Source organism: Bacillus cereus group sp. BceL291 (genome assembly GCF_051776705.1).
GTDB lineage: Bacteria > Bacillota > Bacilli > Bacillales > Bacillaceae_G > Bacillus_A > Bacillus_A cereus.
Genome location: NZ_JBPWAP010000001.1, coordinates 318,073 through 341,766, shown reverse-complemented (window position 1 = coordinate 341,766; position 23,694 = coordinate 318,073). Strand labels below are relative to the sequence as shown.

Genomic DNA, 23,694 nt, shown 5'->3' with positions numbered 1-23,694 from the left:
TGAGACGAAAACTACAATTTAGGTAGACCGCCGTATGCCATGAAAGTGGCACGTACGGTGCGGATCGGGGGAAAAGTTGGAGATAAACTCAAAGACTTACCTATCGACAATAAAATAAAACAGTGCCTGATAAGGGCACTGTTTACTCTTTTTCATCTCAAGGAATCGACTTTTTTAGTTATTCTTAATGAACTGACGCATGCGTTAGTTGCATAAGTAAGAGGTTTGAAAAAATAGCCTGTATATATTTGAATGATGAATAACTTACCTATTTTCTTGTGTTTGTTTGCGTTACATACAGAAAAAATTCGGAAAATAAAACATATTATTTATCTGTTTGTTTTTGCTTCTTTTTCAAATACTCCGTACGCAATTTTTCAAGTTGCTGCTTTTTATCAAATTTGGCAGGCTTCTGTTTTTCATGGAACTTTGCCACAGCTACCTGACTTTTGGAATCCAATTGATATTTTCCCACTTTGTTCACCTACTTTTCTTGTCTCTAAAGAGAATCTACTCAACAAATATAATATACCTTATTTTCCTGAAGTAAACCTTATTACTTTATTTTAACTGCTTTTTCTCGTTTGTAGACGTAAATTAAAACACCCTTTCATTGCATTACTGCAAGCAAGGGTGTTTTAATTTTATTATTTTATTAGTTGATGGCCATTCCCACATAAGGGCACAGTTTACTCTTTCCCATCTAATAAACGACCAAGGCCACCTAATACACTACCTTCGCCAGTACTTTGCGCTGCTGGGCTTGTAAGGCGTGCTGCTAATCGGCTAAGTGTTAAGGACTGAATCCAAACTGTTCCAGGTCCTTCTAACGTTGCGAAGAATAAACCTTCGCCGCCAAATAGAGCTGTTTTTACTTTTCCAACGAACTCGACATCATAGTTAATGTCTTTTGTCATAGCAACGAGACAACCTGTATCAATGCGAAGTTTCTCACCAGGTTTTAATTCACGTTTATATACAGTTCCACCTGCGTGCATGAAAGCAAGACCGTCACCTTCAAGTTTCTGCATGATAAAACCTTCACCACCGAAGAAACCAGTTCCTATTTTTTTCGTAAATTCAATTCCGATAGAAACACCTTTTGCGGCACAAAGAAAGGCATCTTTTTGACAAACTACTTTTCCTTAATATTCTGTTAAATCTACAGGAATAATTTTACCAGGATAAGGAGCAGCAAATGAGACGTGGCGTTTGCCGTGACCTGTATTTGTAAATACAGTCATAAACATACTTTCGCCTGTAACGAGACGCTTACCAGCGCCCATTAATTTTCCGAATAAACCTCCAGATGGGCCAGAACCATCACCGAAGATTGTTTCCATTTCTATGTAATCTTCCATCATCATCATTGCGCCAGCTTCTGCGATCACGCTTTCTTCTGGATCTAACTCAATTTCAACAAACTGCATATCATCGCCGTATAATTTATACTCGATTTCATGTGCTTGCATTTTTCTCACCTCATAAATATGTAGTAATTATATTGTACAGAAATTATTAGAATTAGCACACTATAGTTTTGTTAATTTTCCAATAAAATATGAATATGGAAATTCAACATTATATTAAAATTATAAAAAAATGGTGGAATGAAAGTGTTCTCATTTGACGTTTTTGATATAGCGTGATATAGTGAAGTCACTATTGAGCTACATAATGTGGTACGGAAATAAAGCACGTTGAATTAAAGGCTGTAAGCTTGTTATACATTCATGTCCTTTATATCCACCTTTTCATGTGGATTCATAGTTTCATTTTTATTTAGGAGGTACATGACATGCAAACAGGTAAAGTTAAATGGTTCAACAGCGAAAAAGGTTTCGGTTTCATCGAAGTTGAAGGTGGAGACGATGTATTCGTTCACTTCTCAGCTATCCAAGGTGACGGATTCAAAACTTTAGAAGAAGGTCAAGAAGTTTCTTTCGAAATCGTTGAAGGTAACCGTGGACCACAAGCTGCTAACGTTACAAAAAACTAATTAGCTAGCGATAAAAAGCATTCCGATTTTCGGAATGCTTTTTTTTATTCTTTGGAACTCGACTCATTTGAAGATAATTCGCCCTTAAAGGTACGCTCTTCAAAGTCATCAAGCATTTGTTCATATTCTTCATGTTCTTCCGTAGCGAAAACTTGCGGATTTTTTCCATACATATCTGTACCAATAAAGTTTTCGAAATCTTCTACGTATCCTACATTTTCCTCACTGTTTACGTACATGCCATTATAGTTTTTCGAATCTCGTCTTTCTAAATCAGACGGTGTTTCAGACGTTCCATAATTGGCAACATCTTGCCACGCATCTTCTGCATCGTACTCAACAGAGCGATCCTCATCGTGTTTATGGAAAGAGGGAGACAATACTTCTTCTTCAACTGGTCGTGTATTCATATTTAGCTTATTTGTCGCGTGCTGGATGCATGTTGTAGCAGTCGGCATTGCTTCTAATCTTTCAAATGGAATTTCTTCGCCAGACACTTCGCAAATGCCGTACGTACCCGCTTCTATTTTTTGCAAGGCATGTTTCGTATCCTCTAGCTGTTTATGCCAAAGTTCAATAAGCCCGAAGTCTTTTTCACGTTCATATAGCTCTGTTGCCATATCAGCTGGATGATTATCATAGCTAGATAATTCTCCAACAGACTCACGTTCAGATGCACGATCTTCATTTTCGTGTGTTTGTATCGTTTGCTCTAGTTCGTGTTTTTGTTTTTCTAAAACGGATTTAAATTGATTTATTTGTTGTGGAGTTAACATAGTCGTCCACCTTCCTACAATTCAGTTTCTTTACATAGTATGAGCGTTGCGAGTAGGAATTATGAGATGAATTTCAGATATGAAAAAGGAGCCGCATAAGCAGCTCCTTTTATAGAAAGTATCCAAGTAATAATCCGATTCCCATGAGGAGACCGAAGATCGTATTTGTTTTTGCTGTTGCAATCATCGCAGGTACCATTTCCACTGGAATGCTTTTGCCGATAAAGCCTTTCGTCGCTTTAAATGCTTTCGGTGCACTTAAAAATACGATAAGCATCCATGGTGATACGATGCTCACGATAATTAAAGCAATTGTCCAAATGTAGGAAACGATGAACATAGAAGCAAGTACACCAACCGCTCTTTCACGTCCAACGAGAATTGCTAACGTTTTACGACCGTTTTCTTTATCGCCATCTAAGTCACGAATATTATTAGCTAGTAAAATGGCACCAATTAAAATGGAGCTTGGAATAGATAGTAAAATGACTTCTGATGTTACAGTTGCAGTTTGAATAAAGAATGAAATTCCAATAATGATAACACCCATAAATAATCCGGCTGTTAACTCTCCAAATGGTGTATAGGCAATGGGAAGTGGGCCACCCGTGTAAAGGTAAGCAACGGCCATACAAACAAGACCGATTGCAGCAAGCCACCAGCTAGAATTCATACAAATATAAACACCTAATAGTATTGCGATGCCGAAAAATCCAAATGCTAAGTTAAGCACTGTTTTTGGCTGAATGCCATCGCGAACGATAGCGCCGCCGATACCAACTGAACCTTCGTGATCGAGTCCTCTTTTATAATCAAAGTATTCATTAAACATGTTTGTTGCTGCCTGAATGAGAAGACAAGCAAGAAGCATTATAAGGAAAAGAGGGAGATGGATTTGATTTATACCTCCGACCTGCATTGCATAGGCTGTTCCGATGAAAACAGGAACGAAAGCTGCTGTTAATGTATGGGGACGTAGTAAACTCCACCAAATGCGCCAGCCTGTTTGCTTGCTTGGTTTTGGCGCCATAGGAGAGGAATTCGTTTCGACGTTCATTTCCATGTTGAATCCTCCTTTGGTCACATATTGTACACAACTAAGTGTAGAAAAAGCATCATTTAGTGTCAACGTTTATTTTCTAGGAAGAGAAGGTGAATTTCTCAGAAATGCTAAACGTTGACAGGCCTTTCGTTTGAGGTGTATCTTAAAATCAAGCGTAATTATGACTATTTTTCGCCCATAGGGGGGAGACAATTGTGATTCAAACAAAACAAAAAGGCTTGCAAGAAGTTCTTAGTGCAGCCATTAAGCATGCAACTGATGAAAAAATATTGGTTAGTTTTGTAAAACAAATAGACTGGATGGATCCGCTTCTGTTTTATGCAGCAGGAAAAAGGATTGCATTGGAAAATAGATGTTATTTTGCAGATCCAGCTCAGCATGTAATATTTGCTGGAATTGGCTCTGTTTTCACTATAGCAAATTCTTCTCACAAACGCTTTCAAGCGGCTCGTGACGAGTGGGATAAAGTAAAAGAGAAAGCATTTGTACAAAGAGAAAAATATGAATTTGGAACAGGTCCTCTTTTATTTGGTGGATTTTCATTTGACCAAGAAAAAGAGAAAACGGACTTATGGAAAGAATTCGATGATACGACATTTTCACTACCAGCATTTTTATTAACTGTAAAAAATGAAAAAGCATGGTTAACGATGAATACATTCGTTTCAGCAACAGATTGTGCAGAAACTCTTTATAACGAAATTGTTTCTTTAGAAGAGAAAATTTTTGGGGAGAGTAAATGTGCATTAGAAGGATCGAAATTAACAGTTACTTCTAAAGTGGAAGTGGATCCGAAAGGCTGGATGAAAGCCATTGAGAAAGTGCAAGATGAGATGAAGCAGGGTAACGTGCAGAAGGTTGTATTAGCGAGGGAGCTAAAAGTAGAAATGGATCATCATATTGATTCTGCTCTTGTTTTAGAAGCACTTCGCATTGGGCAACCGGATTGTTACGTATTTTCTTTTGATTATAAAGGAGCATGCTTCTTAGGAGCGACGCCAGAGAGGTTAATTCGCAAAGAAGATGAGAAGTTTACTTCGATGTGTCTTGCTGGTTCAACTGGTCATGGTCAATCTATAGAAGAAAGTAAGCGAAATAGTAATGCGCTTCTTCATGATGAAAAGAATTTAGCTGAACACGGTTATGTTGTGAACATGATCAGGTCGGTATTAAATGAGCACTGCGAATACGTTAATATTCCGGAGAGTCCAGGTCTATTAACAACGAAAAACTTAATTCATTTATATACGCCTGTAGAGGCAAAAGGCACTGCGAGTCTTTTAACGATGGTAGAAGAATTACATCCAACACCAGCTCTTGGCGGGACACCTCGTTTGGAAGCGATGAAACTGATTCGTGATGTTGAATTGTTAGACAGAGGATTATATGGTGCACCGATTGGCTGGATAGATGATGAAGGAAATGGTGAATTTGCGGTTGCACTTCGCTGCGGATTATTAAATGGCGAGAAAGCATCCTTATTTGCCGGTTGCGGGATTGTAATTGATTCAGTACCGCAACTTGAATATGAAGAGACAAGTTTGAAGTTTAGACCGATGCTTGGTGCTTTGGAGGAATTAATGAAATGAACAATCATATAGAAGCATTATCATATTATTTAGGCGCGTTCGTGGATGAACTGACGCGTCTAAATGTATGTGATGTTGTCATTAGTCCAGGCTCACGGTCAACGCCGATTGCTCTACTAATGGAACAACACGAAGGAATGAACACATATTTACATGTAGATGAAAGATCTGCAGGATTTTTTGCGCTCGGTATCGCAAAAGCGAAAAAACGTCCGGTTGCATTATTATGTACGTCAGGAACGGCAGCAGCGAACTACTATCCAGCTGTATGTGAAGCTTTCCATTCACGAGTGCCGCTTATCGTCTTAACAGCAGATAGACCGCATGAATTAAGAGATGTCGGTGCACCACAAGCGATGAATCAATTTAATTTATACGGTACGTTTGTGAAGCAATTTACAGAGATGGCACTTCCAGAAGCGAGTGAAGCGATGTACCACTACGCTCGCATGACAACGCAGCGCATGATAGCAAGTGCTTGTTTAGCGCCGCAAGGACCTGTTCATCTTAATTTTCCAGTTCGTGAACCGCTTATCCCGGACTTTTCATTAGAAAGTTTATGGGATAAAGGACGCGGGGAATATACAGGAGTAGTTCAGCAAGGGAACGTGGTGATGCCGAGTGAATATGTAGATTCTCTTGTAGGGCGCCTTTCACATATGGAAAAGGGGCTTATTATTTGTGGAGATGATAGTCATTCAGAAATCGCAACGTTTGCAACGCAACTAGCTGAAAAAACGGGATACCCAATATTAGCAGACCCACTTTCTAATATTCGTAGCGGACACCACGATAAAACGATGGTAATCGACTGTTATGATACATTTTTACGAAATGAATTGTTAAAAGAGACGTGGAAGCCGGACGTTTTAATTCGTTTTGGTGGTATGCCTGTTTCGAAAGCATTAACGCAGTTCATTAAAAAACAAACGAAAGCTGTTCATATCGTTGTTGACGAATCTGGACAATGGAGAGATCCAGCTCTCGTTGCGACAGAAGTTGTCCAAGCAAATGATATTGCATTTTGCAGTGCATTAATAGAAAAAATGCCAGTTATGAAAAAGAATGATTGGTCCCAAATGTGGCAACATATAAACGAAAAAACGAAGGAAACGCTTCGTGAAATGGAAACATATGAAACTGCATTTGAAGGAAAAGTCATTACAGATATTGTACGCGTATTACCAGAAGGAGCAACGTTATTTGCGAGTAATAGTATGCCAATTCGTGATACAGATTCATTCTTCTTCACATCAGATAAAAATATTCAAGTGATGGCAAACCGCGGTGTAAATGGGATTGATGGCATCATTTCGACAGCTTTAGGAGCGAGCATGATTTGCGATCCGCTCGTATTAGTCATCGGTGACTTATCATTCTATCACGATTTAAATGGACTATTAGCTGCAAAATTACATGAATTAAATATAACGATTGTCGTTGTAAATAATGATGGTGGGGGTATTTTCTCATTCTTACCACAATATGAGAAAAAGGAACACTTCGAATCGTTATTTGGAACGCCGATTGGGCTTGACTATGAGCATGTTGTTAAAATGTACGGTGGTTCATTTAGCCGTGTAAATGGTTGGGAGCAATTCCGGGAGGAAGTACAAAAGGGAGCAACGACAGAAGGTTTACACGTTGTAGAAATTTGTACGAACCGTGATGAAAACTTAACGTTGCACCGTACGTTATGGGCAAAAACACAGGACGTAATTACTACATCATTGCAAGGTGAATCAAAATGAAAGTAACGCTGCAAGGTGTATCGTATGAATATGAAGTAGTCGGAAGCGGGGAACCACTTCTACTTCTTCATGGTTTTACGGGAAGCATGGAAACGTGGCGTTCTTTTATCTCTTCATGGAGTGGGCAGTTTCAAGTTATTGTAGTGGATCTTGTTGGACACGGAAAGACCGAGAGTCCTGAAGATGTTGCGCATTATGACATTCGAAATGTGGCATTGCAAATGAAAGAACTATTAGATTACCTTCATATTGAAAAAGCACATATACTTGGCTATTCAATGGGCGGTAGACTGGCGATTACGATGGCGTGTCTATATCCAGAATATGTACGTTCTCTTTTATTAGAAAATTGTACAGCTGGACTCAAAAGTGAAGATGAGCGAAAAGAACGCTGTGAAAAAGATGAGCGACTTGCCGATAAAATTGAGCGAGAAGGCATAGAAAGTTTTGTATCGATGTGGGAAAATATTCCGCTGTTTGAAACGCAAAAACGTTTAGCAAAAAACGTACAAGAAGCGGTGCGAAAAGAACGACTTGCTAACAATCCAAAAGGACTTGCAAATAGCTTGCGCGGCATGGGAACAGGGGCTCAGCCTTCATGGTGGGATGAGCTACACAACTTGAAAATGCCTGTTCTTTTAATGAACGGAGAGCATGATGAAAAGTTCTTTCGCATATTAAAAAACATCGAAAAATGCGTCTCTGACGCGAAATTTGTCAAAATTGATGGTGCTGGCCATGCAATTCATGTGGAACAACCGGAAAAGTTTGATACAATAGTAAAGGGATTTCTAAAAACTATGCAGTGATGCTTTTTTCAGTTAAGAATGAAGTTACACTTATAGATGAGATCAGAAATATACAAGGAGGTAGTTGTAATGGCTATTGAATGGGTAAAAGAAGGCAATTACGAAGATATTATTTATTCAACATACAATGGTATCGCAAAAATTTCGATTAACCGTCCTGAAGTACATAACGCATTCCGTCCAAAAACGGTAATGGAGTTAATCGACGCTTTTGCACAAGCTCGTGATGATGCAAATGTTGGCGTTATCATTTTAACAGGTGAAGGTGGACGTGCATTCTGTTCTGGCGGCGACCAAAAAGTTCGTGGTCATGGTGGATATGTAGGTGACGACCAAATCCCACGTCTAAACGTATTAGACTTACAACGTCTAATTCGTGCAATTCCTAAACCAGTTATCGCAATGGTAGCAGGTTATGCAATCGGTGGAGGACACGTACTTCATATCGTATGTGACTTAACAATCGCTGCAGACAACGCTGTATTCGGACAAACAGGTCCTAAAGTAGGAAGCTTTGACGGTGGATACGGAGCTGGTTACTTAGCTCGTATGGTAGGCCACAAGAAAGCTCGCGAAATTTGGTACCTATGCCGTCAATACAGTGCTGGGGAAGCGCTTGATATGGGCTTAGTAAATACAGTAGTACCATTAGAACAACTTGAAGCAGAAACAGTACAATGGGCACAAGAGATCTTAGCAAACAGCCCAATGGCACTTCGTTTCCTAAAAGCTGCATTCAACGCAGACACAGACGGTCTAGCTGGTATTCAACAACTAGCTGGAGATGCAACGTTATTGTACTACACAACTGACGAAGCAAAAGAAGGTCGCGACGCATTCAAAGAAAAACGCAGTCCGGACTTCGGTCAATTCCCTCGTTTCCCTTGATCAAATCAAAAGCGGAGCCGACTGTTTAGCCCCGTTGACTAAGGTTCTTAGACGTAAGCGGCTCGCCCACAAAGTGAGTCGCAACCAAATGATCAAACCGGAAACAAAACAACTAAGAGACTTGATGTCACATCAAGTCTCTTTCTTTCATGAAAGGAGAATGTATGATGGAGACGATGCCAAATTGGTTAAAGCAACGTGCATTTTTAACACCAGATCGTACTGCAATTGAAATAGAGGAAGAGAAAGTTACTTTTATGCAGCTGCATGAAAAGGTAGTATCTGTTTGTGAACACCTCACGCATGTAGGAGTGAAGCGAGGGGAAAAGGTGGCTGTTCTGATGAAAAATGGTATGGAGATGATTACAGTTATTCACGCCCTATCGTACGTAGGGGCAGTAGCTGTGCTTTTAAATACGCGTCTTTCAAGAGAAGAGCTACTTTGGCAAATGGATGATGCTGAAGTTATTTGTTTAGTGACCGATCAAGAATTTGATGCTAAAGATGTTCCTGTCTATTCATTCGCCGAAGTGATGAATGGACCAAAAGAGGAAGCCTCTATACAAGAAGAATTCTCTTTAGAAGAAGCGATGACGATTATTTATACGTCAGGGACGACAGGGAAACCGAAAGGCGTTATTTTAACATATGGAAATCACTGGGCCAGCGCGGTTGGCTCTTCGCTTAATTTAGGACTTCGTGATGATGATTGCTGGTTAGCGTGTATGCCGCTGTTCCATGTTGGCGGGTTATCTCTTCTAATGAAAAATATTATGTACGGCATGCGCATTTTACTCGTTCCGAAATATGATGCTGATTTTATTCATACAGCACTTCAAACGAGAGGCGTAACGATTATTTCAGTCGTATCAAAAATGTTAACTGATTTATTAGAGAGACTGGGAGAAGAAACATATCCTTCTTCTTTACGATGTATGTTACTTGGCGGAGGACCAGCGCCAAAACCGTTACTCGAAACATGTGTAGATAAAGGAATTCCTGTGTATCAAACGTACGGTATGACAGAAACGTCTTCGCAAATTTGTACGTTGTCCGCAGATTACATGTTAACGAAAGTAGGATCAGCTGGAAAGCCACTATTTCAGTGCCAACTTCGTATTGAAAAAGACGGCGTAGTAGTGCCGCCACATGCGGAAGGTGAAATCGTAGTAAAAGGACCGAACGTAACAAGTGGTTACTTTAACCGTGAAGATGCGACGCGTGAGACTATTCAAAACGGATGGCTTCATACTGGCGACCTCGGTTATTTAGATGAAGAAGGATTTTTATACGTATTAGATCGCCGCAGTGATTTAATTATTTCTGGCGGAGAGAATATATATCCGGCTCAAATTGAAGAAGTGTTGCTGTCCCATCCAGCGATAGCGGAAGCTGGTGTTGTAGGTATGACTGATGATAAATGGGGACAAGTACCCGCTGCTTTTGTTGTGAAAAGCGGGGCGGTAACAGAAGAAGAAATTCTTCACTTTTGCGAGGAGAAATTAGCGAAATATAAAGTGCCGAAGAAAGCATGTTTCTTAGAGGAATTACCACGTAACGCTTCGAAAAAATTGTTAAGACGAGAGTTAAGAGAATTAGTGGAGGAGAGGTAAGTGGAAATAAAAAAAGCGACACTTCATATAACGGAAATGCCACTTGTCATTCCGTTTGCTGCAAGCTACGGAACGTATGAGAAGCGTGAGAGCATCGTCATTGAATTAGAAGATACGGACGGATACATTGGATTTGGAGAAGTCGTTGCGTTCTCTGAACCTTGGTATACGGAAGAAACAGTGAAGACAGCATTGCATGTACTACAAGATTTTTTATTACCTGATTTATTAAAGGCGGAGATTTCTCATCCGAATGAAGTGCCAGGTTTGTTTCAGCATATAAAAAGAAACCGAATGGCAAAGGCCGGAATTGAAGGCGCTGTTTGGGATTTATATGCGAAGCGAGAACAGGAATCGCTAGCGACGTTACTTGGCGGAACTAGGACTGAAATTGAAGTTGGTGTTGTGATTGGTATCAATACAATACCGGTTATGCTAAAACAAATCGAGAAGTATGCAGAAGAAGGATACGAGCGTTTTAAAGTGAAAATAAAACCAGAGCATGACTACGAGTTATTGAAAGAAATTCGTAAAGAGTTTCCGCATATCCCGTTAATGGCTGATGCAAATTCAGCCTATACATTAGCGGATACAGAGAAATTGAAACGATTAGATGAATTTCAATTAATGATGATTGAACAACCACTAGCGGACTACGATTTTCTCGATCATGCACAGTTGCAAAAGGAAATTGCAACGCCCATTTGTTTAGACGAAAGCATCCATAGTTTAGAAGACGCACGCGTTGCGATTACGCTTGGCAGCTGCCGCATCGTTAACATTAAACCAGGGCGAGTGGGCGGATTAACAGAATCGATTCAAATCCATAATTATTGCATGGAGCATAACATACCCGTTTGGTGCGGTGGTATGGTAGAGATGGGGATTTCACGAGCACAAAATGTTGCGCTTGCTTCATTGCCGAACTTTACGATTCCAGGAGATATATCTGCCTCTAGTCGACATTGGGAGAAAGATATTATTTCGCCGGAAGTGATGCTTGAAGGCGGAAAGGTTATTGTACCGCAAAGCGTTGCCGCTGAGTATGAAGTAGACCGCGGAAGGTTGGCGGAGATTACGAAACAGCGGATTGTTTTGGAGCGGTAGGTTGAGTCTTTCAAATAGCGGGCGAATTTCGTCGTTAATTGTCGGTAAGTCGATATTCCTTGTCGAAACGTCGATATATTAAAAAAATCGCTGATATAATTCAAGTTGTGGTCGATATATTTCGAAAATCGCCGATATAAATTTCATTTACTAAGGTTACTCCCGCGAGTAACCTTTTCTTATTGTACAAATTGGATAGACTAGTTTACAATCGAGCGTATATAAGGGGGAGTAATATGAAGCGCATTTCAATTTTAATAGCGGATGATGAGGCAGAAATTGCTGATTTAATTGAGATACATTTAGAAAAAGAAGGCTACTACGTCGTGAAAGCAGCGGATGGAGAAGAGGCAATTCATATTATTGAAACGCAGCCAATCGACTTAGTGGTTTTAGATATTATGATGCCGAAAATGGATGGATATGAAGTGACGCGCCAAATTCGCGCGAAGCACCATATGCCAATCATTTTCTTAAGTGCGAAAACGTCTGATTTTGATAAGGTGACAGGTTTAGTATTGGGTGCAGATGATTATATGACGAAACCTTTTACACCGATTGAATTAGTTGCACGTGTAAATGCACAATTACGCCGATTTCTTACGTTAAATCAGCCGAAAGTAGCGGACAATAAATCAGCTTTAGAGGTAGGCGGAGTTATTATTGATCCTGAGCGAAGAACAGTGAACGTCTATGGAGAGCAAATTGAATTAACACCGAAAGAGTTTGATATTTTATATTTATTAGCGAGCCATCCGAAGAAAGTGTACAATGTAGAAAATATTTTTCAGCAAGTATGGGCAGATGATTATTTTGAAGGTGGAAATACAGTTATGGTACATATTCGTACATTGCGGAAAAAACTTGGGGAAGATAAAAGAAAGAACAAGTTAATCAAAACAGTGTGGGGAGTAGGTTATACTTTCAATGGCTAAAAAGATGAGAAGCTTTCGCTCGAAGATGGTTATGCTATTTGCGTTAAGTATGATATTTGCTGGTGGCGTAACGTATATCATTTATGAAGGATTACGAATTTATTATAAATTGGTCGTTCGTTTTGAGGACCCGTTAGCTCAATTTCGTTCCATGGTAAGACAAATTGGGGATGTTAATTTCTTTTTAATTATTTTCATTCCTCTATCCATTATGTTTTTCTTCTTCCTTACTAGACCGTATGTAAAATATTTTGATGAGATTTCAAATGGGATTCACCATTTGGCAAACGGAGAATTTACAAATGAAGTTCGCGTGTCATCAAATGATGAGTTTGGATATATTGCACGTGAAATTAATGTAGCGAGTGAAAAATTAAAGGAAGCAGTGGAACGAGGCGACTTTGCAGAAAGTAGTAAAGACCAGCTTATTGTTAACTTAGCTCACGATTTAAGAACGCCGTTAACGTCTGTTTTAGGTTACTTAGATTTAATTCTTAAAGATGAGAATTTGACGAAAGAACAAATTAAACATTTTTCCACAATTGCTTTTACGAAATCCGAAAGGCTGGAAAGTTTAATTGATGAATTATTTGAAATCACAAGAATGAATTATGGGATGCTGAAGCTGGAAAAAAGACCAATTGATATAGGTGAATTGCTTATTCAGTTAGATGAAGAATTATATCCGTTATTAGAAAAGAAGGAATTAGAAGCGAGATTGAATATCACGCCGCAATTACCTATTAACGGTGACGGGAAATTATTAGCGAGAGTATTTGAAAATCTGTTAACGAATGCGATTCGCTACGGGTATGATGGAAAGTTTGTTGATGTGAACGGGTACATTGAAGGTGAAGAGGTAGTCGTACAAATTATTAATTACGGAGATAGCATTCCGGAAGAAGATTTACCGTATCTTTTTGATATGTTTTATACAGGTGATAAGGCAAGATCAGAGCAGCAAGGTGGTACAGGCCTTGGGCTATTTATTGCGAAAAATATTGTTGAGCAGCATGATGGAAAGATTTCTGCTGAAAGTAATGTAATTAGAACGATATTTGAAGTGAGATTGCCAAAAGAAGAGAGCGAAGTAATTTAATAAAAATTTAAACTTTACCCCACTTTTTATTTTAATAGTTTTTTCTATTCTATACGTAAGTTACGTGAAGGAGGAACTAGAAATGAAAAAGTGGGTATTTATTTCTTTTTTTATAGCATGCACAATCTGTGTAGGCGTTTATATATCACCATTATTTCAAAAAGAGATCGATGTTAAAGTTGCAGACAAAGATAATACGGTAAGAGCTGCGAATACGGAAAATATAGAGGTTACAAAAGAAGACATTTATAAAGGGGATCTATTATTAGTTAATAAAGATTACCCAGTTAAAAAAGATAGTATTAGGTCTGACATTATAAATGTAAATCATAATAGTGAATTAGTAAGAGGCTACGTCATATTTGATAGAAATCTTCGCTTATCAAAGGATGTTGTGGAAAATTTTTTGAACGTTGTCGATGCAGCTGGAAAAGATGGAGTACAGCATTTCTTAATGAGTAGCGGATATCGAGATTTTAAAGAACAAAGTAAGTTATATAAAGAAATGGGATCTGACTATGCACTTCCAGCAGGATACAGTGAACATAATTTAGGATTATCACTCGACGTTGGATCTACGCAAAAGAAGATGGAGAAAGCGCCTGAAGGAAAATGGATTGCGAATAATGTATGGAAACACGGATTTGTTTTACGTTATCCGAAAAATAAAAGTCATATTACAGGCATTCAATATGAGCCGTGGCATATACGTTATGTAGGATTACCGCATAGTGCTATTATGCAAAAGGAGAAAATTACACTAGAGGAATATTTGGACTTCTTAAAAGAGAAAAAAGAAATCACAACCGATGTGGAAGGTAAGAAATATACGGTTTCTTATTATAAAGTTTCCGGGAACAGGAAAGTGAATGTTCCAGCGAATAAGCAGTATGAAATTTCTGGGAATAATATGGATGGGGTTATTGTGACGGTTCAGGAATAGATAATCTTGATTCTCCCATAAAAGTCCGATTGGTGAGGGCTAATAATCAGTGGGGGATGAAGAAAACCCCCACTGATTAAAGTTTCACTTTATATGACGAGGGTTGTAATGAACACATCTTCAATGACGTTCATTCCTAGTAAAAAAGATTGGAGCCTCATCAACATTCTTCAGCCACATATACTCCTGACTATGTAAGCTATCCTTCACCCAGACATCGCCTTTATATATATTTGCTTTCTTGCGAAGCCAAGTAAGATAAGGTCCAATAACTTGAGGGTCTTCATCACGTTCATTCTGTTTTGGGAACGAGATTTGTTTCTGTTCTTCTGTTTTTATATTAATCGTATAAAGTGTTGTAAACATCTTCGGAACAGGGCCTTCTTTCCATACCTTATTGTCTTTTGCACGAGCTACAACCACTTTGTTTGGTGAAAGCCATTCTAAATCAAGGTCTACATAACCGATAGGTGTGTAGACCTTTTGTTGTTTTGCTGTTACCATGTCTGCAACTGTAAATTTTTTATTTTCTACAAAAAACCTTCCTTCGCCTGAAATATAGGCCAGTTGATTAGTTGATGGAGCCCACTTCATCCAATCTTTGAACCATAGCATGTTACCAATCGTTCGAAAGTGTTTCCCTTTTGATGAGATAACACATAATGTATTGCTATCCATTGCCAAAGAAGCAGTAGGATTTGCCAAAAGGCTAATCCACTTTCCATCAGAACTCCACTTGAAATAGTTAGCGTTAATCGCAAATAAATCAGTTTCATTTGTTTGAATCGTATAAAAAGGCTTTATTTTATCTTTAGCAAGATTTGCATCAACTGGTATTTTATAAAGTGGAATTGTGCCCCACCCGGTCGGACGCAAGCAGGATTGTGAGGAGACGATAAATTCCTTTCCGTTCGGGAACCATTCGAAATCACTAACCCCAAGTGATACATTTTCAAAACCTTGTGGGCGACCATTTTTAATTTTTGTAACGTTTAATAAACCTTGATCAGTGTAAGCCAATTGATTTTTATTTGGTGACCACTTAAAGTCAGATGTTACGACTCTTACATAAGGCTGGTAGTTTATTTTCTCTTCCGTATCATAAATGAATAAGTTAGATTTTTTACCCGTTTCATCACTATCAATATAACCAATAAACCTACCGTCATAAGACCATTTCGGAGAATACACATATCGGTTTTTTGTGATTTGGATTTCTTGATTTCCTGTCTTTATCCATAGCTGATGGTCTCGGATAAATGCAGCCGTGAGTGATGGAGGGGCTGCGCTAACCGTTGTTGGTACATATAAAATGATTAAAATTATAAATAATAAAATTCGAAGTCTCAAGAATATCCCTCCTGCTTATAGGTTGTCCGAATATGTAATGGAAACTCACATTTTAATATAAAATTAAACATTATAACGTTATATTTACTTCTCCCTTTTTTTATGTTACGCTAAACGTGTGAAAGACATATAAAATGAAACTTTAATGTAAGCGTATTCTCATGGCTTCTTATAGAAAAGGGTGGAAGTACAATGACAGAACGATTCGTACTACGTAATGTAAAACGTGTGAACGGGGAAGAGATTGACATTGTAATTGAACATAATAAAATCGCACAGGTGACGAAAGCTGGTGCTGGCGAAGGTGGAAAGGTTCTTGATTACTCAGGTACTTACGTATCGAGTGGCTGGATTGATTTGCACGTTCATGCTTTTCCGGAGTTTGATCCGTATGGCGATGAGGTGGATGAAATTGGCGTTAAGCAAGGGGTAACGACAATTGTTGATGCGGGTAGCTGCGGAGCTGATCGTATTGCAGATTTAGTAAAAAGTAGAGAACAGGCAAAAACGAATTTATTTGCCTTTTTAAACATTTCTCGCATCGGTTTGAAACGAATTGATGAATTGTCCAATATGGAATGGATAGATAAAGAGAAAGTAATAGAAGCAGTAGAAAAGTATAAAGATGTAATCGTTGGGTTAAAGGCGAGAATGAGTAAAAGTGTCGTTTGTGATAGTGGAATTGAACCGCTTCATGTAGCGCGCTCGTTATCTCGTGAAACATCATTACCGATTATGGTACATATCGGTTCAGCCCCTCCTCGCATAGAGGAAGTTGTACCTCTTTTAGAAAAAGATGATGTGATTACACATTACTTAAACGGGAAAGAAAATAATTTATTTGATGAAGAAGGAAAACCGCTACCTGTATTACTAGATGCAGTGAAGCGCGGTGTTCATTTAGATGTTGGTCATGGCAATGCTAGTTTTTCTTTTAAAGTAGCAGAGGCGGCGAAGCGTCACGATATTGCTTTTAATACAATTAGTACAGATATTTACCGAAAGAATCGTATACACGGTCCAGTATATAGTATGGCTCACGTTCTTTCGAAATTCCTTTACTTAGGTTATCCGCTAGAAGAAGTAATTGACGCGGTTACGAAAAATGCAGCAGAGTGGCTGAAAAAACCAGAGCTTGGCCGCATTCAAGAAGGCGATATTGCAAACTTAACTTTATTTACGGTGAAAGATGAGAAGGTTACGTTAATTGATTCAGAAGGGGATCAGCGCGTTGCTGAAAGAAGAATTGATACGAAAGGGGTTGTAATCAATGGGTCATTCATTGAATGCTAAGTATGGATTAAAAAGAGTAATTAATGCGAGCGGTAGAATGAGTATTTTAGGTGTATCTGCTCCTACAGATACGGTAATGGATGCGATGAAACATGGTGGACAAAATTATGTGGAAATTGCTGATTTAGTAGATAAAGCAGGAGACCATATTGCGAGAATTCTAGATTCAGAGGCAGCGGTCGTTGTAAATTCAGCATCGAGCGGAATTGCGCTTTCTATCGCTGGTATCGTTACAGAAGGAAATCGCCGTAAAAGTGAAAGAATTCATCAAGAAGTAATCGCGAAAAACGAAGTGATTATGTTAAAAGGTCATAACGTTCAATACGGTGCTCCTGTTGAAACGATGATTTATTTAGGCGGCGGTAAACTTGTAGAAGTTGGCTATGCAAATGAAGGGAAAGCAGAGCATATTGAAGAGGCAATTGGTGAAAATACAGCAGCAATTCTTTATGTGAAATCACATCATGCAGTGCAAAAAAATATGATTTCTGTTGAAGAAGCATGGGAAGTTGCGCAGCGAAATAATGTACCGCTTATCGTTGATGCAGCAGCTGAAGAAGACATTCAAAAGTATGTGAAGTATTCAGACCTTGCCATTTATAGTGGTTCAAAGGCAATTGAAGGACCTACTTCTGGTATTGTTGGAGGTAAACGAAAATATATCGAATGGCTGAAAGTGCAATTACATTGCATCGGAAGAAGTATGAAAGTCGGGAAAGAGACAACTTTTGGCTTACTTCAAGCGCTTGATGAGTACGGAGTAAAAGAAGATAAGAGCGAGCAAGAAAAAGAATTGCTACAAATACTTATGCCGCTAAAAGAATTAAATGGTGTAAATGTAACGATCGTTCAAGATGAAGCTGGAAGAGCAATCTTTAGAGCTCGTATTCATATTAACGAGAAAGAGTTAAACAAATCAGCAAGAGATGTTGTGACTGCATTACGCGAAGGGGAAATCGCCATTTATACACGTGATTACGGAGTAAGACAAGGATTCTTTGATATTGATCCACGTCCACTTCAAGGTGATGACATACATGTAATTGAAGAAAAATTGAGAGAAATCGTAGGGGGAAACTAAAATGCCAAACATTCAAAAACGTTTTTATAAAGGCCGCGTAGCATTAAATGTATTAGCAAACAATATAGAAAATGCAAAAGATATTTTTGAAGCAGCAGAAGGTTATGTAGTAGTGGGAGTGTTATCAAAAGACTACCCAACAGTAGAAGAAGCAGTTACAGCTATGAAAGCATACGGAAAAGAAATTGATGACGCTGTATCAATCGGACTAGGCGCAGGAGATAATCGCCAAGCGGCAGTTGTAGCTGAAATTTCGAAGCATTATCCTGGTAGCCATATTAACCAAGTGTTCCCTTCAGTTGGAGCAACGCGTGCAAATCTTGGCGAAAAGGATAGCTGGATTAATAGTTTAGTATCACCAACAGGAAAAGTAGGTTACGTAAATATTTCTACTGGCCCAATTAGTGCGGCTGGAGAAGAAAAAGCAATCGTTCCAATTAAAACAGCGATCGCACTTGTACGTGATATGGGCGGAAATTCATTGAAGTACTTCCCGATGAAAGGGCTAGCTCATGAAGAAGAATATCGCGCAGTTGCGAAAGCTTGTGCAGAAGAAGGATTTGCATTAGAGCCAACAGGCGGAATTGATAAAGAAAACTTCGAAACAATTGTACGTATTGCGCTTGAAGCAAATGTAGAGCAAGTTATCCCGCACGTGTACTCTTCTATTATTGATAAAGAAACTGGTAACACGAAAGTAGAAGATGTGCGTGAATTATTAGCAGTCGTGAAGAAGTTAGTTGATCAATATGCGTAAGAAAATTGCAGCATTCGGCGAAGTAATGATGCGCCTGCAAGTACCTGGATATGAGTTATTGTCGCAAGCTAACACATTAAATTACTCTTTTTCTGGTACAGGTGTGAACGTGGTAGCGGCACTTTCTCATCTCGGGCATGAAGGCTTTCTTATTTCAACTTTACCAGAAAATTCGGTTGGAGATGCTGCATTATCTTACATTCAAAAGTTAGGTGTGCAAACCTCACTTGTTTCAAGAGGTGGCAAATATGTCGGCATGTACTTTTTAGAAAATGGATTTGGTGCACGTGCAAGCCGCGTTACGTATTCGAATCGACTAGAAAGTAGCTTCAATATGGCATGTGAAGAAATGTATCAATTTGAAGAAATCGCAAAGGAAATTGATATCGTTCATTTTTGTGGTATTACACTTGCGATGAATGATACTGTGCGCCATCATATGAAATCTTTAGCGAAAGCAGTGAAAGAAAACGGAGGAACCGTCGTTTTTGATTGCAATTATCGTCCATCACTTTGGGGAGAAGACGGATATGAACAGGCAAAGCCGCATTATGAAGAAATGTTGGCTCTTGCTGATATCGTTATGATGAACGAAAAAGATGCAATGTTCGTTCTTGGAATGAAAACAGAGGAGACGGAGCGAGAAGCACAACTTATTGATCTTATTCCAAAGGTGGCTGAAACATATCATATCGCTACAATCGCTGGTACACATCGCTCTATTAATAGTGATAATACACAATCGCTTCGCGGATTTATATGTAAAGATGGTGCGTTCACTTTTGCAAAAACACTTACGTTTTCTGTATATGATAGAATAGGTGCTGGAGATGCTTATACGAGCGGGATTATTCATGGCGAGATAAAAGAGTTTGCACCAGAGAAAGCTGTTTCATTTGCGTCAGCAGCTGGAATGCTTGCACATACAATCGTCGGTGATACGCCCATGTCATCAGAGAAGGATATACTTCGGGCAATGACGGCATCAGTAGGTGATGTAGAAAGGTAGTGGGTGTAACGGTGAACGTAACGAGGAAAAAAGGACCATTATATTTACAAATAAAAAATATTATTCGTGATCGAATATTGCATGGTGTATATGCGATTCATACGAATATTCCTTCTGAACCGCAGTTAGAAGAAGAGTTCAAAGTGAGCAAAATTACAGTGCGTAATGCAATTAAAGAACTCGCTCAAGAAGGATATTTAGAAAAGAAAAGCGGTAAAGGAACGAAAGTTATCCGTAATACTTCTGCGACAAAGTTGTCAAAAGGTAAGAAATTTACAGAAGTGTTAGTGGAAGAAGGATATAAAGTACAAAAGAAATTGCTAAAAGCAGAAATCGTTCATAATGAAGAAGGAACGGTGCCATTTCGATTATTCGGCAAGGAGAGTTTTCGTATTGAACGTTTATATACGTTAAATGATGCACCTTACATTCATTATACGCACTATTTCTCAGCAGGAATGGCAAGTACAGATTTATCGGACTTTGACTTGCAATCGCTTTATGATTTAGTTGAAGACCGAGGCATTCACTTAGAAAACTTCAGAGATGAATTCGCTGTTGGACTCGCGCCTAGTTTCGTTGCAGAAGCGCTAGGTGAAAAAGAGGGGACAGCGCTATTAAAACGTATGCGCTATTCTTATGATGAAGTTGGCGAAGTAATTGAATATAGCGAAGGCTACTACAATACAGAGATGCAGCATTATGTAGTGAATTATGACGTATAAAAAAGAGGGGATGTTCCCTCTTTTTTTATAAAGTAAAACTTTAATTAGTGGAGGAGGGCATCATCCACTAATTATTAGCTCACACCAATCGGGATAAAAGTAAGGGGAATGGGAGATGGATATATACTTATTAATCGTCACGTTACTTGCGATCACAATTGTTATTTTAGGGGTATCATGGTGGAAATGGCATGCATTTATTAGTTTAACAGTTGCGAGTTTATTTTTAGCCATTATGTCTGGACTGAATGTAACGAAAATAGTGACTGCCTATGAAACTGGTGTTGGTAGTGTACTAGGGCATTTAGTTGGTATTTTAGCTCTCGGAACAATTTTAGGGAAAATGATGTCCGATTCAGGGGCCGGCATGCAAGTGGCAGATTTCTTTATTCGATTTTTCGGTGTAAAGAAACTACCTTGGGCTATGTTATTTGCAGGGTTTGTTATAGGGATTCCCGTATTTTTTGAAGTGGGGATTGTCATTTTATTACCACTCGTTATTTCAATTCGAAAAACGACGAAGCAAAATATATTATTAATTGCGTTACCTGTCATTGCAGGATTATCTATTGTTCACGGGCTCGTACCACCACATCCAGGGGCGATGACAGCAATCGGTATTTATAACGCGAACTTAGGAAAGGTACTTTTATATTCATTAATTATCGCGTTACCAACAGCCATTATCGCAGGCCCAATATTTGCAAAGTGGGTACATAAGAGGGTTATACCTGAAAATGAACCGGAGCTTGTTCGAGTTACGACAGTATCAACTGATTTGCCAAGTCGTAAAGTTTCATTCTTTATTATTTTATTACCAGTTGTATTGATGATTTTATCAGTAGTTGCACCATATATTTCATTACCGAAAAAATTGACTGAATTTTTTGTGTTTATAGGGAGTCCAGTAATCGCCTTACTTATTTCATGTTTCGCAGCATTTTATTTACTTGGTATCAAACAAGGTATTAATAAAAAGATGATTAAAAAATTAACAGATGAAAGTTTATTGCCTGTCGGTTCTATTATTTTAATAATTGGTGCAGGCGGTGGATTTAAACAAATATTAATTGAAAGTGGCGTTGGAACGGCGATTGCGCAAATGGCAGAACATATTTCGTTATCACCAATTGTATTAGCTTTCATGGTAGCTGGATTAATTCGAATTGCAACAGGTTCAGCTACAGTAGCATTAACGACAGCAGCAGGGATTGTTTCACCAGTTATTCAGCACATGTCTGGTGTGAATTTAGAGTTGCTAGTTATTGCAACCGGTGCAGGATCATTAATGTTTTCTCACGTAAATGATGCAGGGTTCTGGCTTGTAAAAGAGTATTTAGGTTTGACGGTGAAGGAAACATTTAAAACGTGGACGGTACTCGAGACATTGTTATCATTTATTGCATTTGGTTTTGCTCTTTTGTTGAATATGTTTCTTTAGGGAGAAAAGCCCATTTTAATTAATAAAACCCACAGGAGAAATTCAAATTCTCTGTGGGTTTTGCTATTTTTTAATCGTAGTTACTTACAAATATACAGGGCAAGGTGCTTTTTATATCTTTTTTCTATTGTCCTATTATTTAATAGAACGGACATACTGATTTTCTCCATCGTCTTTGACAAAGACTCCTAGCTCATTCAAATCTTTGCGTAAATGCTTCTTTTTTTTCGAGTTTCCTTCTCGAAGGGCATTTCGTCTTTCATACAAAATAGTATTTATGCTTTTATTAAATCGCGCATCCTCTAATTTCCATAAGCTATACTCATGTTTATAAGGATCTTGTTCCACCCAGGGGAAGTCGTGCATTAAGAAAGTATCTTTAATTTTGCTTGGGGTAATGTCAGATGTTTCACGTAACCATTCTCGGTCTTCTTGATCAATGATAACCACTTGACGCTTATCTACAAAAACGGCTTTTACATTTGATCTGGTGATTTGTTTCTTTTGATCGTCCTTATTCACGTGAATGCTTTCCGAAGTAATGTTCATTTTTAAAGCTTCACTATAAATAATTAAAGAAAATAAAATTCCTGCAATAACACCAATTAGCATGAGGATAATAGGAAGCCAGAAGGGATTAATAAAATTTAAAAGTTCTATAATTTTTGAATCAGAAAAGAGAGGAATCTTTTTTATAATCTCTATTAATTTAGGTGAAAAATATCCAATAACGCCTAAAAGGATTGGACTTACTATAGCAAGTAACTTTTCTAAAAAACCTAATCCAATGACAGATGCCTTTTTCATGTGTAGTTCATCCTTTCTTATATATATTTTTTAACCAGGGCATGTTTTAAATAGTGAGTTTTTTCACCATTTTTATGAGCTCATCTGAGTAATTTTCTATGGATATAGATGAATTTGCCTTCAACATTCTTTCTTCGATTGCTCCTAAAATAAATGAAGCTAATGTGTCGGTTTGAAAAGAGTTAGAAAACACGCCATTTTGTTGTCCAGTCTTCAAAATATCTAATAACATCGTTCTAAGAGCATCCTCTTCGTCGTCTTCGATTCTGTAATAAGGAATGTTCTCTTCATTTCTTGCATTAAAGACAATCTCAATTAAGGCAATATTATTTTTGTAATGAGTTTCTTGATAAGCCAAGTGTGCTTCAATAAAAGCCTCTAGTTTATTTATTTCAGATTGAGCTAATAGTACTCGATTACTAATAAATTCATGTTGTTTGGCAACTAAAAATTGTAATGTACGGTTCATAAGGTAAAGCTTATCATTAAAATGATAAGAAATAAGTCCGGTACTAATCTTAGCCTTTTTTGCCACCTTCGTTAAGCTCAAGTTGTTATATCCAACCTCTTCTAATGTATCAATACATGCAAGAATAATTTGTTCACGCCTAGCCTCTGCAATAAAAGAATCAGTCACGCTATTCAACTCCTGATTTATA

Annotated in this window: 22 protein-coding genes and 1 pseudogene; 16 read left to right on the top strand and 7 right to left on the bottom strand. The window is 38.3% G+C overall.

All coding sequences use genetic code 11. The features are described 5' to 3' along the window. Positions 1-325 precede the first annotated feature (325 nt). Positions 326-475, bottom strand: a complete 150-nt coding sequence (locus ACS2CR_RS01815; RefSeq protein ID WP_000521639.1) for a hypothetical protein — start codon at positions 473-475, stop codon at positions 326-328. Positions 476-689: 214 nt separating this feature from the next. Beyond that, a pseudogene (locus ACS2CR_RS01810) lies at positions 690-1,472 on the bottom strand (TIGR00266 family protein). Between the two features lie 326 nt (positions 1,473-1,798). Here ACS2CR_RS01810 and cspD point away from each other — a divergent pair. Then, positions 1,799-1,999 (top strand): cold-shock protein CspD, encoded by a 201-nt coding sequence (gene cspD, locus ACS2CR_RS01805; protein ID WP_001193054.1) that lies wholly within the window; start codon positions 1,799-1,801, stop codon positions 1,997-1,999. Between the two features lie 44 nt (positions 2,000-2,043). Here the strand turns inward: cspD and ACS2CR_RS01800 are convergent, their stop codons facing one another. Both ACS2CR_RS01800 and ACS2CR_RS01795 read right to left on the bottom strand, forming a co-directional pair. Continuing rightward, the gene (locus ACS2CR_RS01800; RefSeq protein ID WP_000957366.1) at positions 2,044-2,775 is read right to left on the bottom strand and encodes a yteA family sporulation protein; all 732 of its coding nucleotides are present in this window, start codon (positions 2,773-2,775) and stop codon (positions 2,044-2,046) included. A gap of 109 nt (positions 2,776-2,884) precedes the next feature. Then, on the bottom strand, positions 2,885-3,838 hold the full coding sequence (locus tag ACS2CR_RS01795; protein ID WP_053514575.1) for a 1,4-dihydroxy-2-naphthoate polyprenyltransferase: 954 nt from the start codon (positions 3,836-3,838) through the stop codon (positions 2,885-2,887). A 194-nt stretch (positions 3,839-4,032) separates the two neighbouring features. Between ACS2CR_RS01795 and ACS2CR_RS01790 the strand changes: the two genes are divergently transcribed. The 9 genes from ACS2CR_RS01790 (at position 4,033) to ACS2CR_RS01750 (ending at position 14,572) form a co-directional block, all read left to right on the top strand. Further along, on the top strand, positions 4,033-5,427 hold the full coding sequence (locus ACS2CR_RS01790; RefSeq protein WP_000616750.1) for an isochorismate synthase: 1,395 nt from the start codon (positions 4,033-4,035) through the stop codon (positions 5,425-5,427). After that, complete coding sequence (menD, locus tag ACS2CR_RS01785) at positions 5,424-7,178, top strand: 2-succinyl-5-enolpyruvyl-6-hydroxy-3-cyclohexene-1-carboxylic-acid synthase (RefSeq protein WP_016110863.1); 1,755 nt, start codon at positions 5,424-5,426, stop codon at positions 7,176-7,178. The genes ACS2CR_RS01790 and menD overlap by 4 nt, the downstream gene beginning before the upstream one ends. After that, positions 7,175-7,987 (top strand): 2-succinyl-6-hydroxy-2,4-cyclohexadiene-1-carboxylate synthase, encoded by an 813-nt coding sequence (gene menH, locus ACS2CR_RS01780; protein WP_000869215.1) that lies wholly within the window; start codon positions 7,175-7,177, stop codon positions 7,985-7,987. The genes menD and menH overlap by 4 nt, the downstream gene beginning before the upstream one ends. Positions 7,988-8,056: 69 nt before the next feature. Continuing rightward, complete coding sequence (gene menB, locus ACS2CR_RS01775; RefSeq protein ID WP_000963884.1) at positions 8,057-8,875, top strand: 1,4-dihydroxy-2-naphthoyl-CoA synthase; 819 nt, start codon at positions 8,057-8,059, stop codon at positions 8,873-8,875. Between the two features lie 167 nt (positions 8,876-9,042). Next, complete coding sequence (locus tag ACS2CR_RS01770) at positions 9,043-10,488, top strand: o-succinylbenzoate--CoA ligase (RefSeq protein WP_053514576.1); 1,446 nt, start codon at positions 9,043-9,045, stop codon at positions 10,486-10,488. Further along, positions 10,489-11,595, top strand: a complete 1,107-nt coding sequence (gene menC, locus ACS2CR_RS01765; RefSeq protein ID WP_016110861.1) for an o-succinylbenzoate synthase — start codon at positions 10,489-10,491, stop codon at positions 11,593-11,595. It abuts the gene before it with no gap. Positions 11,596-11,831: 236 nt separating this feature from the next. After that, positions 11,832-12,530: a response regulator transcription factor gene (locus ACS2CR_RS01760; protein WP_016110860.1), complete on the top strand. Its 699-nt coding sequence runs from the start codon at positions 11,832-11,834 to the stop codon at positions 12,528-12,530. Beyond that, on the top strand, positions 12,523-13,629 hold the full coding sequence (locus ACS2CR_RS01755) for a HAMP domain-containing sensor histidine kinase (protein ID WP_016110859.1): 1,107 nt from the start codon (positions 12,523-12,525) through the stop codon (positions 13,627-13,629). The genes ACS2CR_RS01760 and ACS2CR_RS01755 overlap by 8 nt, the downstream gene beginning before the upstream one ends. Positions 13,630-13,711: 82 nt before the next feature. Further along, on the top strand, positions 13,712-14,572 hold the full coding sequence (locus tag ACS2CR_RS01750; protein ID WP_016110858.1) for a M15 family metallopeptidase: 861 nt from the start codon (positions 13,712-13,714) through the stop codon (positions 14,570-14,572). Positions 14,573-14,692: 120 nt separating this feature from the next. On the opposite strand, the gene ACS2CR_RS01745 is transcribed toward ACS2CR_RS01750, so the two are convergent. Next, positions 14,693-15,922 carry a hypothetical protein gene (locus ACS2CR_RS01745; protein ID WP_053514577.1) on the bottom strand — a complete coding sequence of 410 codons (1,230 nt, stop codon included), beginning with the start codon at positions 15,920-15,922 and terminating at the stop codon, positions 14,693-14,695. Positions 15,923-16,114: 192 nt separating this feature from the next. Between ACS2CR_RS01745 and ACS2CR_RS01740 the strand changes: the two genes are divergently transcribed. The 6 genes from ACS2CR_RS01740 (at position 16,115) to gntP (ending at position 22,228) form a co-directional block, all read left to right on the top strand. Then, entirely contained in the window at positions 16,115-17,215 is a 1,101-nt protein-coding gene (locus ACS2CR_RS01740) for an amidohydrolase/deacetylase family metallohydrolase (RefSeq protein ID WP_053514578.1), read from the top strand. Next, positions 17,193-18,296, top strand: a complete 1,104-nt coding sequence (locus ACS2CR_RS01735) for a DgaE family pyridoxal phosphate-dependent ammonia lyase (protein ID WP_053514579.1) — start codon at positions 17,193-17,195, stop codon at positions 18,294-18,296. The genes ACS2CR_RS01740 and ACS2CR_RS01735 overlap by 23 nt, the downstream gene beginning before the upstream one ends. A 1-nt stretch (position 18,297) precedes the next feature. Then, complete coding sequence (gene dagF / locus ACS2CR_RS01730) at positions 18,298-19,053, top strand: 2-dehydro-3-deoxy-phosphogluconate aldolase (protein WP_053514580.1); 756 nt, start codon at positions 18,298-18,300, stop codon at positions 19,051-19,053. Further along, positions 19,046-20,062: a sugar kinase gene (locus ACS2CR_RS01725; RefSeq protein ID WP_053514581.1), complete on the top strand. Its 1,017-nt coding sequence runs from the start codon at positions 19,046-19,048 to the stop codon at positions 20,060-20,062. The genes dagF and ACS2CR_RS01725 overlap by 8 nt, the downstream gene beginning before the upstream one ends. Continuing rightward, positions 20,062-20,787 (top strand): GntR family transcriptional regulator, encoded by a 726-nt coding sequence (locus tag ACS2CR_RS01720; protein WP_000539261.1) that lies wholly within the window; start codon positions 20,062-20,064, stop codon positions 20,785-20,787. The genes ACS2CR_RS01725 and ACS2CR_RS01720 overlap by 1 nt, the downstream gene beginning before the upstream one ends. A 115-nt stretch (positions 20,788-20,902) precedes the next feature. After that, a complete protein-coding gene (gene gntP, locus ACS2CR_RS01715) occupies positions 20,903-22,228 on the top strand; it encodes a gluconate permease GntP (protein ID WP_000356201.1) in 1,326 nt (441 codons plus the stop codon). 135 nt (positions 22,229-22,363) lie between these two features. On the opposite strand, the gene ACS2CR_RS01710 is transcribed toward gntP, so the two are convergent. Both ACS2CR_RS01710 and ACS2CR_RS01705 read right to left on the bottom strand, forming a co-directional pair. After that, positions 22,364-23,035 carry a YqeB family protein gene (locus ACS2CR_RS01710; RefSeq protein WP_000710356.1) on the bottom strand — a complete coding sequence of 224 codons (672 nt, stop codon included), beginning with the start codon at positions 23,033-23,035 and terminating at the stop codon, positions 22,364-22,366. Positions 23,036-23,081: 46 nt separating this feature from the next. Next, complete coding sequence (locus ACS2CR_RS01705) at positions 23,082-23,672, bottom strand: TetR/AcrR family transcriptional regulator (protein ID WP_000132246.1); 591 nt, start codon at positions 23,670-23,672, stop codon at positions 23,082-23,084. Positions 23,673-23,694: the final 22 nt, after the last annotated feature.